We start from the raw sequence: 14,679 nt of genomic DNA, 5'->3' as shown, positions 1-14,679 counted from the left end.
GTGGCCGGCCGCCCGAGCATGCGGTCAGGCGCAAGAGACTCTCGCCGTGAGAATGCCTGATCGCCAGGCTGTTGACAGGAGCTGCCATGAACAAGAATACGCTGACATTCAAGGTATTGGGAGTCCTCGGAATATTCCTGTCCTGCGCCCTTGTTACGATGGGGGTGGTTACGATGTGGCTGCAGTACAGATCCACCATGGATCTGCAGACGAAGAACGCCAGCAATGTAACCGCCATAATCATCAAGGACATACAGGATTACATGATGAAGGGGGATGCCAGGGAAATCGGCCGGTATGCTGCCGAGGCGAAAAAGAACCGGTTCGTCCGTGATCTGAGGATTTACAACACCGAGGGGAAGGAAACCGGTGCTACCGGCTCGTCGGCGTCCGATCCCCATGTCATGCAGGCATTGCAGAGCGGCAAAAACGTCTCCTACACAGCCGTTGATGGCGGCATGCACACCTTGAGCATTGCTGCGCCGTTGATCAACGAGGAGCGCTGCCACCAGTGCCATGACGCCGGCTCCAAGCTCAGGGGCAGCGTGCTGGTGACCACTTCCATCCAAGACGGGTACGACAACATCCTCGCCTTTGCCATGAAGATGATCGTTCCGGGCATTTTCTTTTTCTTCACCCTGCTGGGCGTCATTTATTTCTTCTTCAAAAAGGTGATCATTCAGCACGTGGTCCTTATAGCTGACAACGTCGTCGAAATGGCGAACGGCAACCTCACGGTCAGCATCGACCATAAGAGCAGCGATGAAATAGGCACCCTGTCTTCGTGCATCAACCAGCTCATTCAGAAGTTCAGGGGCATAATAGCCGATGATAAGCTGGCGGCCGACAACGTGGCCAGTGGCAGTCGGGAACTCTCCAACATCGCTGCCAATCTGTCCACGGCGGTGAATCAACAGGCCAACCTGATCGTGGAGTGCGACAAGCTGACCCAGAATGTGGCGGAAAATCTGGATGCCACCGAGGAGATGGCCATCTCCACGACCGAGACGGTGGAATCAACCAGGGGAGCCCTGAGCAGTTTCGTGGAGAACCTGAACCAGGCCGGACAAGTAATCATAAGCGAATCGGAGAAACAGGTGGCCCTGGCGGCTCAGACCCAGGAGCTGGCCGGCAAGGCCGGCGATATACGGTCGGTGCTGGAAATCATTTCCGACATTGCCGATCAAACCAATCTGCTGGCGCTGAATGCCTCCATAGAAGCGGCCCGGGCCGGCGAAATGGGACGCGGATTCGCCGTGGTGGCGGACGAGGTGCGCCAGCTCGCCTCCAAGACCCAGAGCTCTCTCGCCCTGATCAATACCAGCGTCAAGGCTGTGGTGAGCGGAGTCGAGCATGTCTGTTCGGCTAACGAGGTAAGTGCCCAAAGGATGCGCGAAATATCGGGGTCGACGCGGCGTCTGATCGACAGCATCGGAGAGACGAGCGAGCAACTGAAGGATGCCGAGGACATCTCTTCCGATCTTACGAAAAAATGCACCTACATAGCCACCCGCACCAAGCAGATGATCGAGCTGATGATGCAGATCATGGCCCTGACCGACCAGAACCGCGCCGTAGCCGGCGAAGTGAACGGGGTTTCCGCCACCCTGGCCCGGAAGTCGGATGAGTTGCGGACGGCGCTGTCCCACTTCAGAACCTGACCCATGTCCGTTGCCCTGCCGCCACAATCCTCCGAACTGACTCTCCTGCTGGTAGAGGACAACGAGTTCTGCCGAAAACTGGCCGTAATGCAGCTTTCCGAACATTTCAAGAACATGGTTGTGGCCGGCGACGGTTTCGAAGGTCTGTGGCGTTTCAGCGAGTGCAGGCCGGATATCGTGCTGACGGACCAGAATATGCCCGGTTTTTCCGGTCTGGAAATGGTCCGGAGAATCCGGGAAAGCGACCGCAGAACGCCGATTATTCTGATGACCGGCAACATTGATCACCAGATGATGGTGGAAGCGATAAACCTCGGGATTGCACGTTTCGTCCCCAAACCCTATAAAGCCGAACTGCTGTTGCAAGCTCTTGATGACGTTGTCCTGAAGATCGCCGACGACCTGTTGTTGGAGCGGCACCGCCAGCAGGAGATCGAGTTGCTGCGGTATCGCGACCGTTACAACTCGATGCAGCAGGAAGCCGCACTCCGCAAGGAGCTCCACGTGGTGCGCCATGACCTGCGCCACCTGGCCATCTCCGCCCCCGACAACGTCCGCTGGGGTGTGGAGGTGGCTCATACCCCCCGGGATATCATGTGCGGCGACGGTTACAGCGTACGGTACCTTCCCGACGGCAGGGTGCTCGTCTTTCTCATCGATTCGATGGGCTCCGGCCTTTCCGCCTCCCTGACCACCCTGCTGGCCACCTCATTCTGCAATTTCGTCGTCGAACACCTGTTTCAGTGCTGCGGCCTCGTTTTCGGCAAGATACTGGACATGTTCATGAGGTATGTCTCGGAAATGCTGCTGGATGACGAGGTGATTTCCTGCGGTCTGCTCCTGATGGATCTGAAGGCATCCGAGATCGAGGCGGCCCTCTTTGCGCTGCCCCCTCTGCTGGTGCGGGAACTGGACGGTTCCGTGCACCATGTTCGCAGTGCCAATCCCCCCCTGTGCCGGTACAGCGGAGAGACCTCAATAACCAGGCTTTCCCTGGCCAGGGTGGCGGATCTGCTGATGGTGACCGACGGGGTCACCGATGCTGCGGCCGATGCACATTGTTTATACCGTGAGCACATGCAGGACGATTTTCGTGAATCCCCGACGCTGGCAGCCCTCCAGCGAAGATTCCTGGGCCGGATTTCGCCGGAGGAAAAGAATGACGACCGGACCATGCTGCATGTGCGCCGGCTCGACCTGCCGGTTTCCTGGCAATGGGCCTGCAAACCGGCGCTCGCTCTTGGCGCCCTGGCCGAGACGGCCGTCAAGGCGCTCGACCGGCTGGCCCTGGAGGTGATGCTGAACGACAGGGACCGCGACGAGTTGGAACTGCTCCTGACCGAGGCGCTGATCAATGCCTTTGAGCACGGCTGTCTCGAAATCGGCAGGGAAGAAAAAAGCAAGGCCATCCTGGCGGGAGAGTATGACGACCTGCTGAAAGGGCGGAGCGCGGCCCCTGACAGCAGCATCGAACTGTCGCTCTCGCTGTGGCGGGGAGCGGCGTCACCACTTCTGATCCTGGAGGTGCGGGACAGCGGTCCCGGCCTGCCGGCGGATTTCTTCAGCACGCCCGCCGTCAATGGGGTCAGCGGCCGCGGCCTCCGCATGATCAGCCGCTACAGCGACGGCTTCTTCGCTGCCGGCCCGGGAGGCTGCCTGACAATTTTGAAAACCATCGAAGGAGACAGTCATCATGCAGATTGAGCGCACCGGCAGCACGGAACTGACCATTACCGGCAACATCAAGTCCATCGAAGACAGCATCCAGATCAAGGAGGCCATCGGTACACTGTGCAATGCAGGAGGCAGGAGCCTGCATCTGCAGATCCCCGATTCCTTTTCGATGACATCAACGGTGATCGGGAATTTGATGAAGCTGGTCCACCACGACAAGATCCAGTTGTCGATTGCGATCGGCGACCAAAGGCTCTATGAGCTGCTGGACGAGCTGAACCTGGTGAAAGCTTTCAATGCGCGCATGACGTGATGCCAGCCGCCGCTGGCCCGGTCGGTTCCCGCAGTATGTTCCCTGCCGCATGATTGACAAAATACCGTGGTAAGAGGTTAATGGAACTATGGATTCTTACCAGGGAGGACTGTCATGATCCCGATTCCCGCATTCCAACCCCCCGATTTCAGTGCCCCGCATCTGGCCGCCGCGCCGGCAGTGCGGAGCGGACCAGCTCCGGCAGATGGCGTGGCCCCGAGCGGCTTTCACGCCACTTCCAATCATCCCGAATATGTGCACCTGGGGGGAGGACGCTGGGTGCTGGCGCCTGAAAGCCGCATGGATGCCCTGCTGGTACTGAAGGGTGAGGGTGTGGAGGTGGTCGAGCAGCGCCGGGTGAAAAAAGGGGATCAGGTGGTGCTCGGACGCAGCGAGAATGGCGAAGAGGGCATCCTGGTATACTGCGACGGCTTCGGCGACCGTGCCTGTGACGAGGCCGAAAAGTTCGCCTTCCGCACCCGCGGCACGCGCGAGACCCCCTTTTCCCGATCCTACGACGAACTATACCGCATCCTGCGCCATGACCGCGAGGAGGGGTACATCGTCTGGGTCGTGGGCCCTGCGGTGGCCTTTGACAAGGACAGCCGGCAGGCGATGCAGGGACTGATAGAGAGCGGCTATTGCCAGGCCCTGCTGGCTGGCAATGCCCTGGCCACTCATGACCTGGAGGCGGCCCGTTTCCGGACCGGCCTCGGACAGGATATCTATACCCAGGCCCTCCAGCCCTTCGGACATTGCAACCATCTGGACGTGATCAACGAGGTGCGCCTGCGCGGCTCGATCCGCCGGACCATTGCCGAGCTGGAGCTTTCGGACGGCATCATCTACGCCTGCGAACGCTGCGGCGTTCCCTATGTGCTGGCAGGTTCCATCCGCGACGACGGACCGCTGCCGGAGGTGATCACCGATGTCCGCCAAGCCCAGGATGCCATGCGGGAGCATGCCCGCCGGGCCACTACGGTCATTGCGCTGGCCACCCAGCTGCATGCCATTGCCTTCGGCAACATGGTGCCCAGTTATCGGATCATGGCGGACGGCTCGGTGCGCCCGGTGTTCTTCTACATTGTGGATATGTCGGAATTCAGCGCCGACAAGCTGGCCAACCGCGGTTCGGCACAGGCCCGGGCGATCCTTACCAATGCCCAGGATTTTGTGGTGAATCTCTGGCATAATCTTCGCCCTGGAGCTGCGATATCGTAGTGACTGAGACCTTGAAGATGGGGCGCAGGGGCCTGGATGTCGCGATCACGTGTGTCGGGTGAACCGTTTCCGCCCGGAAAGGAGAGGCTGCATGAGCAGGACAATCCGCATCATCGGCGTGCCGATCGACCTGGGGCAGGATAAGCGCGGGGTTGACATGGGGCCTGCGGCGATCCGCCATGCCGGACTGGCGGCGCATCTTTCCGCATTGGGGTATACGGTCGAGGATGCCGGCAACCTGGCGGTGCCGGTGCGCGAGACCCTGGCGGACGAGCGGGACAAGCATTACCTCCCCTCCGTCAGCCGGGTCTGTGCGGATGCCTATGAGGCGGGGCGCCGGGCACTGGAGGATGGCTGCATACCGCTCTTCGTCGGTGGCGACCACTCCCTGGCCATCGGCAGCATCGGCGGGATAAGCCATCAGGAACCGGCGGGAGTAATCTGGATCGACGCCCACGGCGATTTCAACACCCCTGAAACTACCATCAGCGGTAATACTCACGGCATGACCCTGGCGGTGCTCCTGGGAGAGGGCTATCCCGAACTGGTGGGTATTGGACGCCCCGGCCCCACGCTCAGACCCGGGGAGGTCATCATGATCGGCATTCGCGACCTCGATCCGGAGGAGCGGGAGCGGTTGCGGAAGAGCGGCATCACGATCTACACCATGCGCGAAATCGACGAACGGGGTATCAGTGCCGTTACCCGCGAAGCGGTCGAGCGGCTGGAGTACAGGGCCCGGCTGCATGTGAGCCTGGATATGGATGTGCTCGATCCTCAGGCGGCACCCGGTGTCGGAACCACGTCGCCGGGGGGATTGACCTACCGGGAGGGGCAATTGATGATGGAGATCATCGCCGATTGCGGCAGGCTTTCGTCAATGGACATCGTGGAAATCAACCCGATCCTCGATCGCTACAACCAGACCGCTTCCCTGGCGGTCGAGCTGGCGGCCTCGGCCTTTGGCAAGCGCATTCGTTAATGTACCGTAGAGCGGCGAGTTGGGAACAACAGAGTAGGGGAGAGTTCTACCATCCCGGCCAACTGGCCGGGTCCTGTCGAAAGAGCTCCTCCATGGCGGCGTACAGCTCGGGATGGCGCAGTTTGAAGGGGCAGGGGTTTTCGAAGAAGGTTTCGGTCAGTACGGCGAAAAACTCGGCCGGATTCTCGGCTCCGTAATGATCGAAGAGGGATGGCCTGCAGTGGGCAGCGGCATGCTGCAGCCGATGATATTCGTGCTCGAAGATGACCTCCCACGGGGAAGACCCGCGACCGTTTTCCCCGGTGCCTGTTGAACTGCTGAGCCGATATTCCTCGTCCAGCAGGTGGGCGAATTCATGGATGATGACATTGTAGGAGCCCTCGTCATCCACCCCTGCCAGCCCCACATCCTCCCACGACAGCACCAGAGCGCCGTTTCCGGCAAACTCCCCGGAGCGGCAGTCCTCGCTTTCGGTCACGATGCCGCTTTCGTCCGTTTCCTGCCAGCAGGCGACATACTCGCCGGGATAGACGACAATCGAGGAAATCGCGGGGAAGTATCCGGTGCTGCGGTGCAGAAGCAAGAGGCAGGCCTGCGCTGCAATGGTGACACGCACCGCATCGTCCACCACCATGCCGTTGGCGCCTTCAACCCGTTTTTTCTCCAGGAACGCCAGTACATGCCCCTGCAGTTCCTTTTGGTCGGCCTCCGGCAGGCGATGCCACAGGGGCAGCTCTGCCAGGGTATCCAGCCATGCATCAGGGAAACCGTCGGCATCCCGCCCTTTTGAACGGCGCTCGAAGAATGAGAACAGGGACTTCAGCTTTGCCACCTCTCGTTGAAGACCAGTTCGTCGAGTGGTTTGCGCGGTGGAGCCGCCGGTTCCTCCTGCGGGTATCCCAGCGGAAGCAGGCCGACAATGCTGACATAAGCGGGAATGCCCAGCATCTCGGCCAGGGGCTGGTCTTCGAAGATACTGACGAACACGCTGCCCAGTCCCAGGTCGTGGGCTGCCAGCATCAGATTCTGGGCTGCCAGTCCCGCGTCCGTCATATAGAACTGCTGGTGGCGCATGTCCCCGGACAGGTTGGGCAGGGCGCAGATCACGATCACCACCGGCGCCTCGGCCAGGGCCATCTGGGAGGGATTGGTCTTATACCCCTTGGCTGCAAAGAAGGTATCCACGGAGGATAGTTCACTGATCCTGCGTTTCACGGCAGGATCGCGCACCACCACGAAGCGGCAGCATTGCAGATTGGCCCAGGAAGGGGCGCATCGCGCAGCCTCCAGTACGGCCCGGAGTTTTTCCGGCTCTACCAGCCGCTCGGAAAAACTGCGGACACTATGTCTGGTCCTGATCGCCTCCAAGGTTTCCATATGTGGCTCCTTGACGTTATCCCTGATCGCCGAAACCCCTGTGCCACACTAATTTTAGCACACTCTCCCGGCACGGGCACAGGGAAAAGCCGCTGCTCCAAAAGGAAAAGCCGTCGCTGGGACGGCTTTTCACCTGCTGCATATGCGGAAACTTTTACTTCCTGACCACCATGCGACGCTGCATGCGTCCCCCCATGGAGGCCATCTGGTGTTTCTGCAGGGCTGACACGCTTTCCAGGTGGAACTGGAACCACATGTCGCCGTAGGCGCGCATCTTCATCTTCTTCCCCTGACCGAGGTTCTCGAGATTTTCCTTGATGTGTTCGTCGCCGGGCAGTTTCTTGAGCCCTTTTTCGAGGGTCTCCTTGGCCTTGGTCTGCTCGCCGTTTTCCAGCAGACAATAGGCATAGAGATTCCAGAGGAGCGACTCCTTCGGACTCCATTGTACCGCCTTATCGAAGGTGGCGATCATCTTGTCCTTTTTCTGGCGTTTCATGTAGCAGATGGCCAGCATTGCCATGGCAACCCAGTTTTTGAAGAATGATTTCTCCAGGTGGGGAAAGGCATTCGAGAAGTCCCGCTTCATGTAGTAGATCATGCCGATCTGGGAGTGGAGCTGTCCTTCGACATAGATCTGCCATTTGCCATACTGCAGGGCATCTTTCAGGTCCCGGATCGCCTTTTCGAAACGTTGTCCCTGGAGGTCCTTGCCGGCAGTCTCCATGGCAGCCATTACCTTCTTCATGATGATGCGCGAAAAGAGCAGGAAGATACCGGCAAACACTGCCAGGGCGATCAGCAGCGAGCCCCACCAGACGAGCTTGAAGCCGAAGATCAGGATCAGCAGCACGGCCACGGCTGCTCCTGCGGAAATAAGCAGATTATACATCGATGCATCCTTTCATGGGGGTCATTGGCTATTTGAGCGAGTAAGCGATCACGGCAGTCATGTCCGGCGGGTTTTCAGCTCCTGGAACCGGCAGGGACCATCTGCCCGTTTTTTTCGGTGAAACGGGCAATGATGATGCGGCGGCCCGGCTTGAGGGCGATCTTGCCCTTCAGGTTGTTCCAGGCCGAGAGAAGTTTGGTGGAAACGTTGAACTGCTTGGAAAGGGAAGCAAGTGTGTCGCCTTTCTTGACGACATAGTACTTGGCAAAGGTTCCCTTGCCCGACTTCGAGCCCGCTGACCGCCCTTCGTGGCCGAAATCGACGGTCTGCTTGACCGGAACGATCAGTGACCTGCCGGCAATACGGCTCTTCTTGGAGAGCCCGTTCAGTTCCGACAGGGTCTCAGGGGTGATACCGAACCGGCGGGCAACGGATTTCAGGGAGTCCTTCTTGCGGGCCTGATAACGGGTGTACAGCGTTTTTTCGCTAAAGCGCTGCTCGGCAGGCACCTTGCCATATTCCGTTTCGAAGCGCTGTCTGGTCCCCTTGGGCAGTTTCAGCTGATAATCGGGATAATTGGGCGGCGTGCACCAGTGACGCAGATCGGGATTGAGATCACGGATGGCATCATAGGTGGTGCCCGCCAGTTTCGCCACCAGTTCCAGGTCGGTCCGGGTGGGGATGGTAACGGTTTCGAACTCGATCGGCGGCAGATAGGCGATATCGGAGAAGCCGTAGCGTGCCGGTTCCTTGGCGATGATGGCGGCAGCCAGCAGCTTGGGCACGTATTCCTTGGTTTCTCGCTTAAGGTAGGAACCGCGGGAGATCTCCCAGAAATCGCTGGTATTGTACATGCCGATGGCGCGCAGAATTTTGTTTTCACCGGCGTTGTAGCCGGCAGCGGCCAGATACCAGTCGCCGTTGAACATCTCGTAGAGTTCCTTCAGATAGAGCGCGGCCGCGCTGGTCGCCTTGACCGGGTCTTTGCGCTCATCCACCCATTGGTCTATCCGCAGGGAATAACGCCGCCCCGTATCGGAGACGAACTGCCAGGGACCGACGGCATTGGCCCACGAGCGGGCATGTAGATGAAAGCCGCTTTCGATCATGGCCACGTACACCAGATCTTCGGGCATGCCCTGGCGTTTGAGGATCTCCTTCATCATCGGGATGTAACGGGAGGAGCGGGAAAGCCAGCGTGAAAAGGAAGGTTTGCCTTTGGTCTGGAAGTAATAGAGAAAGTATTCGACCTTGTTGTTGAGTGTCAGAGGGATATCGGACAGCGGCAGATCGAGATCGGGCAACATCAGGTCGCCACTCTGGCCGGGTTTACCCTTGAGTTCCTCGAGGGTGAAAAAGTCCGAAATGCCGGCGGACTGTTCCTCCTCTCCCTGGGGATCGTCCAGGGCAACCAGCTCCGGTGTTTGCGCCTGCATCGGGGCAGTCGGACGGGTCAGTTCGCCGAGCAGCGCCTGGGTCGGCTCGACCGCTCTCACCGGCACGACGCACAGGAGCAAGGCAGCCGGAACGATGAGCGATGTAAGTAATGACTTGGCAGGCATAAGTCGTCAAATTATAAAGAAGATCGGGGGGAATGTCAATCGCGGGTAATTCCTTGCGGAACAGGTCCTTGCGGGGTTTTGCCATCGTCAAGTACCGGTTGCCGGGGAGCGGCTTCCGATTGCAGGTGACAGATGAGTTGCATGCCTGCCAGTACGACCAGCCAGCCGGTATAGATCCAGATCATGAAGACCGGCAGCAGCGACAGCGTGCCATAGATAGCATTGGAACGGGAAAGCCCGATCTGGAAGTGGATGAAAGCCCACTGGGCCAGTTGGCAGGCAGTGCCCGCCACCAGCCCGGCAGTCAGCGCGTGGCGCAGCCTCACCTTGGTGTTCGGAATGAACAGGTACAGGCACACCAGGGCTATCCAGACGCTCAGGTAGGGAGTCAGGCGGAAGAGCGCCAGCAGCATGCGGCCGAAGACCGGCAGATGGAAGAACCACTGCACCACGCTCTGGTGCTGGAGACCGGTGGTGACCGCAACGGCCACGCCGATCAGCAGCGGCGTGCCGAAAATGACGATCAGGTAGTCCCGCAGCTTGTGATGGTAGCGCTTGCCCCGCTCAAGTCCGCAGATCTGGTTGAAGGCTTCCTCGACCGTATCGAGCGTGGCCAGAACCGAGAGGAGCAGCATCACCACACCGACCGCCCCCAGCGAACCCACCCGGGTATTGTTGACGTAATGCAGGATTCGGGTGATGATCTGCTGGGACCCGGCCGAAACATTGGAGAGAATGACCGAAGCCAGTGTAGTGTGAACTTCCAGCGCCTTCAGAATGGCAAACATGATCGCCAGGAACGGCACGATGGAGAGCATGCTTGAAAACGAAAGGGCCGCTGCATACGTCGTGCAGCGGTCGTCGCGAAACTTTTGCAGCAATTTCCGGATTGCTGCGACTATTGTGTGCTGTTCCGCAAATGACATGCCACACCTCAAGAGACGTTCGGCGGCAGACCGAAGTGCAGTTGGAGATTAACAGAAGAACAGATGTCCGCAGTTGTACTGCCCGCGCCATATGCCGCGCCCCGAGAAGCGTGACCTTCCGCTTCGGGAAGGGAGTGCATCAGTGGTGCCTGAGATGCCGTTTGTAGGCGACAATCTCGGCTGCCAGTGCGGCTGCGGCTGCGATGGACAATCCTGCCAGAATGGCGAGTGCCAGGGTGAACATATGCATTACCTCTCTGCTTTCTCCCCCCTTTTACTTAATGGTAGCTCAATCGGCATAACGCTGTAAATGGATGTCGTTGCTGCATAATCGATAGATGGCGTGCGGCGCGTAACGTAAAAAGCCCACAAAGATGTGGGCTTCAATACGCCGGAAGTTCACCGTAATGTTTTACACCCCGGCGGAACGTTCCTTTTCCTTCTGCATCGCATCGCGGCCCGCCTCGATGGCCGATGCCAGAATGGATTTCTTTTCGACAATGGTTTCCTTACCGTCCTCAATGGCTGTCTTTATTTTTTCCTGGGCTTCGCGGGTGTACTCCTTGATCTTGTCGACCGCATCCTCGGCCAGATCCGCGATGGTTTCCCTCATTTCGGACCCGCTTTTGGGAGCGTACAGCAGCGCCAGCCCAGCGCCTGCGGCAGCTCCGGCCAAAAATGACAACAGTACCGTACCGGCACAGATTCCTTTCTCTTCGGACATGGTTACCTTCCTCCCCTTTTCTTGAGATAACGCTCAAGTATGTATTTTCCCGCCACTTTGGCTCCGGTGGCCCAGGCAGACGTGCTGTGCAGCACACTGGTTACCACTCCGACCGAACGGTTGATGCTGTGCAGATTCTCACCGGTGGCCCCCAAGGCGGACATGAAGCATTTGACATCTTCGGTATGTTCAGCCACACCGCCGCCGACGGCTTTGAGTTCGGCCAGTACAAGGGGCAGCTCCTGCAGCGTCGGGCGCAGTTCCTGCTGGACCATGTCGGCCAGCGAGCCCACCGAAGCAGCTGCACGCTTGAGCGTCAGCAGGGTCGGAATCAGCATCAGGACCAGGATTCCTATCGCTGCGGCAATAATGATCAGGGCAATACCTGCAACGGTCATTTTATTCTCCAATCGACGTGGCTATGGGCATTCATGTCCCATCAAGTATAGTTACATCGGTTAGAAAATTCAATCGAATTAACCTTGTGGCTTGGCCTCCGTCACGGCTTGTCCCCCCTGCCAAAGGCCTCCAGAATCTCACGACGGGCTTCGCCGACAGTAAGCGGGAGCCGTTTGAACGGCAGATCGTCGCCGGTCTTCAGGCGATGGATCAATTCGGCGATGTAGGGCAGGCGCAGCTTGACGCTTTCGAGATCCCCGGCCGCATTGAAGACCTCCTCCGGCGTGCCGCTCCGCACCAGCCTGCCGCGGCTGAGAATATGCAGCCGGCTGAGAAAGACCGGTACCAGGTCCACGCTGTGAGTGGCCATCAGGATGGTCACCCCTGTTTCACGATTCAAGTGGGTCAGGAACTCCATCATACGGTACTCGCCCATTGGGTCGAGACCGGCGGTCGGCTCGTCCAGCAGCAGGATCTCGTGCCCCATGGCAAGCAGCCCCGCGATGCAGATGCGTTTCTTCTGTCCGTAACTGAGGTTGTGGATATCCTTGGCAGCCAGATCGGCCATCTCGACCGCCTCCAGCGCCTGGCCCACCCGGCGGGCCACCTCGGCTTCGCCGAAGCCCATATTGCGTGGTCCGAAGGCGACATCCTCAAAGACCGAGTGCGCGAAAAGCTGGTCATCCGGATTCTGAAACACGAGTCCGACCTTGCCGTAGATCTCGCGCGGTGAGAGCCGCCCTATATCGGCTCCATCCAGCAGAACCGAGCCGGAGAATTCCCTGACGATTCCGTCCAGGATCTTCAACAGTGTGGTTTTCCCGGAGCCGTTGGAGCCGAGGATGCCGCAGAACTCCCCCTGCCGAAGATCCAGGCTGATATCGGACAGGGCAACGGTACCGTCGGGATACCGGTAGGAATTGATGCGGGCTGAGAGGCGGGGGCGTGTCATGTGAGTCGATCCTAAAGAGGAAAAAGAGCCTTCGAGCTGGTTGTTGTGAACGGTTTCCGGCTAGTTTTGCAATTTCCAGGCAATGGCTGCGGTCAGTGCAAAGAGGACCAGTCCGGCGATCTGGAACATGCTGGGGGGTGCGCTGCGCAGCAGCGGCAGGTTTCCATCGTAACCACGCTGGGTCATGGCAACCGTCATGGCGTGGCTGCCGTCGAAAGCGCGGATGGTCAGCATGCCGGCCAGGGCGCCGAAAGAACGCAGGCCACGGCGCAGGCCGCAGTAGCCCAGGCGATTTTTCTGTGCCATGTAGACCACCCCCGCATCATCGTAAAGCATGAACAGCGTCCGCCAGGCAAAGAGGGAGACCTCCACCAGGCTGCGCGGCACCCGCAGCCAGGCCAGGGCGGCCATGGTCTCGGTGAAGGTCGTCGCCTGGCTGAACAGAACCGCCACGGAAACCGCTCCGAGAATTCTCGAAACGGCAAGCAGCCCTTCGTGCAGCCCTTCACGGTGCATCATCAGCGTGAACCAGCCGGACCTGAAAAAGACGCTGGAGGGGCCGCTGCCGATGAATACCTTCAGTGCCAGAATGACCGCCGCGATAAAGAGGGGATGCACAAGACGCAGGCACAGCACGCGCAGCGGCATGCCGAGGCATACGGCGGCCGGTAGGCACAATGCCGCCACCAGCCAGGGAAACGTGCTGCTGCCGGAACTGACCACCAACGCGAGCAGCAGTCCGGCCGCCAGGAGGCGGATGCGCGGATCAATGGCTGTTGCCGCATGGTTATGGTGATGAAGAAGATGTCTCACGGGGATCCCGGGGCAGTGTCGGTCGCCGGAGGAGCGGCAGGTGCGCCGGAGGAAATGCTATCCCCTTTTCAGCATGCCTGCAACTACATCCTCCACCGCGGAATACGGGTCGATGGCAGCGGATGCGATATCGTCAAGCACCTTGTCGAGCGTTCCGTTCCGCTCGATGTACTCCATGGCTTGTTTATAGAGGCTGTCCCGCAGGATGTCAATGAAGTGCCGTTTGTTACGTTCCCGCAGGAAGTTGGAGATCCGGCCGCTGCAGAACAAAAAATCGCGATGGGCCAGCATTTCTCCCACCAGTTCGTCGATGCCCGCACTGCGCTGGGCCTCGGTCTTCAGCACCTGTGGCTTCCAGCCCCCCTCGAGCACCGGGCGCATGTCCAGCATGTTAGAAAGCTCCCGGGCGGTGCGGTCCGCACCCTCCCGATCGGCCTTGTTCACCACGAACACATCGCCAATTTCCAGGATGCCGGCTTTGATGGCCTGAATGTCGTCTCCCAGGCCCGGCACCATCACCACGCAGGTGGTGTGGGCGGCCTTGACGATATCGACCTCATCCTGTCCCACCCCGACGGTTTCGATGATCACGACATCCATGCCAAGGGCGTCCATGACGAGGGCCACATCCGATGTCGAGCGGGAAATGCCGCCGAGGGCTCCCCGGGTTGCCAGACTGCGAATGAAAACACCATCGTCGGTGGCGTGCCGGTTCATGCGGATCCGGTCGCCCAGGATCGCGCCGCCGGTAAAAGGACTGGTGGGATCGATGGCCACCACACCCACCTTTTTGCCTCTGCTGCGGAAAGAGGCGGTCAACTGGTCGACCAGGGTGGACTTACCGGCGCCGGGAGGTCCGGTAATGCCGATCAGATAGGCATTGCCGGTGCGGGCGTAGAGTTTTTTCAGGTCGTCGATTGCGGAGGGGCGGGCATCGTCGATATCCCGCATCAGGCGTGCCGCGGAGCGGATGTCGCCCTTCAGGACCTTTTCGGAAAGAGACATGGGAGTTCCTCGGATACGCCAGGGCCGCGCATGGGGCCCCGACAGGTCGATCGGCCGGTTGCCGGAGTGTTCCCTGAATCCTGATGCTGCCGCTCGGAAAAGATTCCTGTCGGAGTCTTTTCGCGGTACAGTTTTGCGGAGAGAGTTGCGGATTCGGATTCAGGAAACGCTTGGCAGGCAG

The 14,679-nt window shown here is 59.4% G+C and carries 15 protein-coding genes; 5 read left to right on the top strand and 10 right to left on the bottom strand.

Annotation, left to right across the window (positions count from 1 at the left end; translation table 11 throughout):
• Positions 1 to 86: 86 nt before the first annotated feature.
• The 5 genes from GSVR_RS20760 to rocF all read left to right on the top strand — a co-directional run bounded on the left by GSVR_RS20760 (position 87) and on the right by rocF (position 5,851).
• Positions 87 to 1,661 (top strand): methyl-accepting chemotaxis protein, encoded by a 1,575-nt coding sequence (locus GSVR_RS20760; protein WP_173195845.1) that lies wholly within the window; start codon positions 87 to 89, stop codon positions 1,659 to 1,661.
• 3 nt (positions 1,662 to 1,664) lie between these two features.
• Positions 1,665 to 3,365: a response regulator gene (locus GSVR_RS20755; protein ID WP_173195843.1), complete on the top strand. Its 1,701-nt coding sequence runs from the start codon at positions 1,665 to 1,667 to the stop codon at positions 3,363 to 3,365.
• Positions 3,355 to 3,648, top strand: a complete 294-nt coding sequence (locus GSVR_RS20750; protein WP_173195841.1) for a hypothetical protein — start codon at positions 3,355 to 3,357, stop codon at positions 3,646 to 3,648. The genes GSVR_RS20755 and GSVR_RS20750 overlap by 11 nt, the downstream gene beginning before the upstream one ends.
• A gap of 114 nt (positions 3,649 to 3,762) precedes the next feature.
• Positions 3,763 to 4,869 carry a hypothetical protein gene (locus tag GSVR_RS20745; protein ID WP_173195839.1) on the top strand — a complete coding sequence of 369 codons (1,107 nt, stop codon included), beginning with the start codon at positions 3,763 to 3,765 and terminating at the stop codon, positions 4,867 to 4,869.
• Positions 4,870 to 4,960: 91 nt separating this feature from the next.
• Positions 4,961 to 5,851, top strand: a complete 891-nt coding sequence (gene rocF / locus GSVR_RS20740; protein WP_173195837.1) for an arginase — start codon at positions 4,961 to 4,963, stop codon at positions 5,849 to 5,851.
• Positions 5,852 to 5,897: 46 nt separating this feature from the next.
• Here the strand turns inward: rocF and GSVR_RS20735 are convergent, their stop codons facing one another.
• The 10 genes from GSVR_RS20735 to meaB all read right to left on the bottom strand — a co-directional run bounded on the left by GSVR_RS20735 (position 5,898) and on the right by meaB (position 14,498).
• Positions 5,898 to 6,683 (bottom strand): zinc-dependent peptidase, encoded by a 786-nt coding sequence (locus GSVR_RS20735; protein WP_173195835.1) that lies wholly within the window; start codon positions 6,681 to 6,683, stop codon positions 5,898 to 5,900.
• The gene (locus GSVR_RS20730; RefSeq protein WP_173195833.1) at positions 6,671 to 7,228 is read right to left on the bottom strand and encodes a nitroreductase family protein; all 558 of its coding nucleotides are present in this window, start codon (positions 7,226 to 7,228) and stop codon (positions 6,671 to 6,673) included. The genes GSVR_RS20735 and GSVR_RS20730 overlap by 13 nt, the downstream gene beginning before the upstream one ends.
• Positions 7,229 to 7,382: 154 nt before the next feature.
• Positions 7,383 to 8,117, bottom strand: a complete 735-nt coding sequence (locus GSVR_RS20725) for a tetratricopeptide repeat protein (RefSeq protein ID WP_173195831.1) — start codon at positions 8,115 to 8,117, stop codon at positions 7,383 to 7,385.
• Between the two features lie 74 nt (positions 8,118 to 8,191).
• Positions 8,192 to 9,679: a transglycosylase SLT domain-containing protein gene (locus GSVR_RS20720; protein ID WP_173195829.1), complete on the bottom strand. Its 1,488-nt coding sequence runs from the start codon at positions 9,677 to 9,679 to the stop codon at positions 8,192 to 8,194.
• A gap of 35 nt (positions 9,680 to 9,714) precedes the next feature.
• The gene (locus GSVR_RS20715) at positions 9,715 to 10,605 is read right to left on the bottom strand and encodes a YihY/virulence factor BrkB family protein (protein WP_173195827.1); all 891 of its coding nucleotides are present in this window, start codon (positions 10,603 to 10,605) and stop codon (positions 9,715 to 9,717) included.
• A 412-nt stretch (positions 10,606 to 11,017) separates the two neighbouring features.
• Positions 11,018 to 11,329 carry a YtxH domain-containing protein gene (locus GSVR_RS20710; protein WP_173195825.1) on the bottom strand — a complete coding sequence of 104 codons (312 nt, stop codon included), beginning with the start codon at positions 11,327 to 11,329 and terminating at the stop codon, positions 11,018 to 11,020.
• A 2-nt stretch (positions 11,330 to 11,331) separates the two neighbouring features.
• Positions 11,332 to 11,727, bottom strand: coding sequence for a DUF948 domain-containing protein (locus GSVR_RS20705; RefSeq protein ID WP_173195823.1), 396 nt, complete (start codon positions 11,725 to 11,727; stop codon positions 11,332 to 11,334).
• Between the two features lie 101 nt (positions 11,728 to 11,828).
• The gene (locus tag GSVR_RS20700) at positions 11,829 to 12,680 is read right to left on the bottom strand and encodes an energy-coupling factor ABC transporter ATP-binding protein (RefSeq protein WP_173195822.1); all 852 of its coding nucleotides are present in this window, start codon (positions 12,678 to 12,680) and stop codon (positions 11,829 to 11,831) included.
• 60 nt (positions 12,681 to 12,740) lie between these two features.
• A complete protein-coding gene (gene cbiQ, locus GSVR_RS20695) occupies positions 12,741 to 13,493 on the bottom strand; it encodes a cobalt ECF transporter T component CbiQ (protein WP_239077401.1) in 753 nt (250 codons plus the stop codon).
• A 57-nt stretch (positions 13,494 to 13,550) separates the two neighbouring features.
• On the bottom strand, positions 13,551 to 14,498 hold the full coding sequence (meaB, locus tag GSVR_RS20690) for a methylmalonyl Co-A mutase-associated GTPase MeaB (RefSeq protein WP_173195820.1): 948 nt from the start codon (positions 14,496 to 14,498) through the stop codon (positions 13,551 to 13,553).
• Positions 14,499 to 14,679 lie beyond the last annotated feature (181 nt).

Source organism: Geobacter sp. SVR (assembly GCF_016865365.1).
Classification (GTDB): Bacteria; Desulfobacterota; Desulfuromonadia; order Geobacterales; family Pseudopelobacteraceae; genus Pelotalea.
Note: the sequence above shows the minus strand (reverse complement) of the source record. Positions and strands in the feature narration are given on the sequence as shown.

What these genes read in the sequence shown, in the direction of transcription:
- GSVR_RS20760 (WP_173195845.1), top strand. Translation starts at nt 87, where the DNA reads ATGAACAAGAATACGCTGACATTCAAGGTATTGGGAGTCCTCGGAATA.
- GSVR_RS20755 (WP_173195843.1), top strand. Translation starts at nt 1,665, where the DNA reads ATGTCCGTTGCCCTGCCGCCACAATCCTCCGAACTGACTCTCCTGCTG.
- GSVR_RS20750 (WP_173195841.1), top strand. Translation starts at nt 3,355, where the DNA reads ATGCAGATTGAGCGCACCGGCAGCACGGAACTGACCATTACCGGCAAC.
- GSVR_RS20745 (WP_173195839.1), top strand. Translation starts at nt 3,763, where the DNA reads ATGATCCCGATTCCCGCATTCCAACCCCCCGATTTCAGTGCCCCGCAT.
- rocF (WP_173195837.1), top strand. Translation starts at nt 4,961, where the DNA reads ATGAGCAGGACAATCCGCATCATCGGCGTGCCGATCGACCTGGGGCAG.
- GSVR_RS20730 (WP_173195833.1), bottom strand. Translation starts at nt 7,228, where the DNA reads ATGGAAACCTTGGAGGCGATCAGGACCAGACATAGTGTCCGCAGTTTT.
- GSVR_RS20725 (WP_173195831.1), bottom strand. Translation starts at nt 8,117, where the DNA reads ATGTATAATCTGCTTATTTCCGCAGGAGCAGCCGTGGCCGTGCTGCTG.
- GSVR_RS20720 (WP_173195829.1), bottom strand. Translation starts at nt 9,679, where the DNA reads ATGCCTGCCAAGTCATTACTTACATCGCTCATCGTTCCGGCTGCCTTG.
- GSVR_RS20715 (WP_173195827.1), bottom strand. Translation starts at nt 10,605, where the DNA reads ATGTCATTTGCGGAACAGCACACAATAGTCGCAGCAATCCGGAAATTG.
- GSVR_RS20710 (WP_173195825.1), bottom strand. Translation starts at nt 11,329, where the DNA reads ATGTCCGAAGAGAAAGGAATCTGTGCCGGTACGGTACTGTTGTCATTT.
- GSVR_RS20705 (WP_173195823.1), bottom strand. Translation starts at nt 11,727, where the DNA reads ATGACCGTTGCAGGTATTGCCCTGATCATTATTGCCGCAGCGATAGGA.
- GSVR_RS20700 (WP_173195822.1), bottom strand. Translation starts at nt 12,680, where the DNA reads ATGACACGCCCCCGCCTCTCAGCCCGCATCAATTCCTACCGGTATCCC.
- meaB (WP_173195820.1), bottom strand. Translation starts at nt 14,498, where the DNA reads ATGTCTCTTTCCGAAAAGGTCCTGAAGGGCGACATCCGCTCCGCGGCA.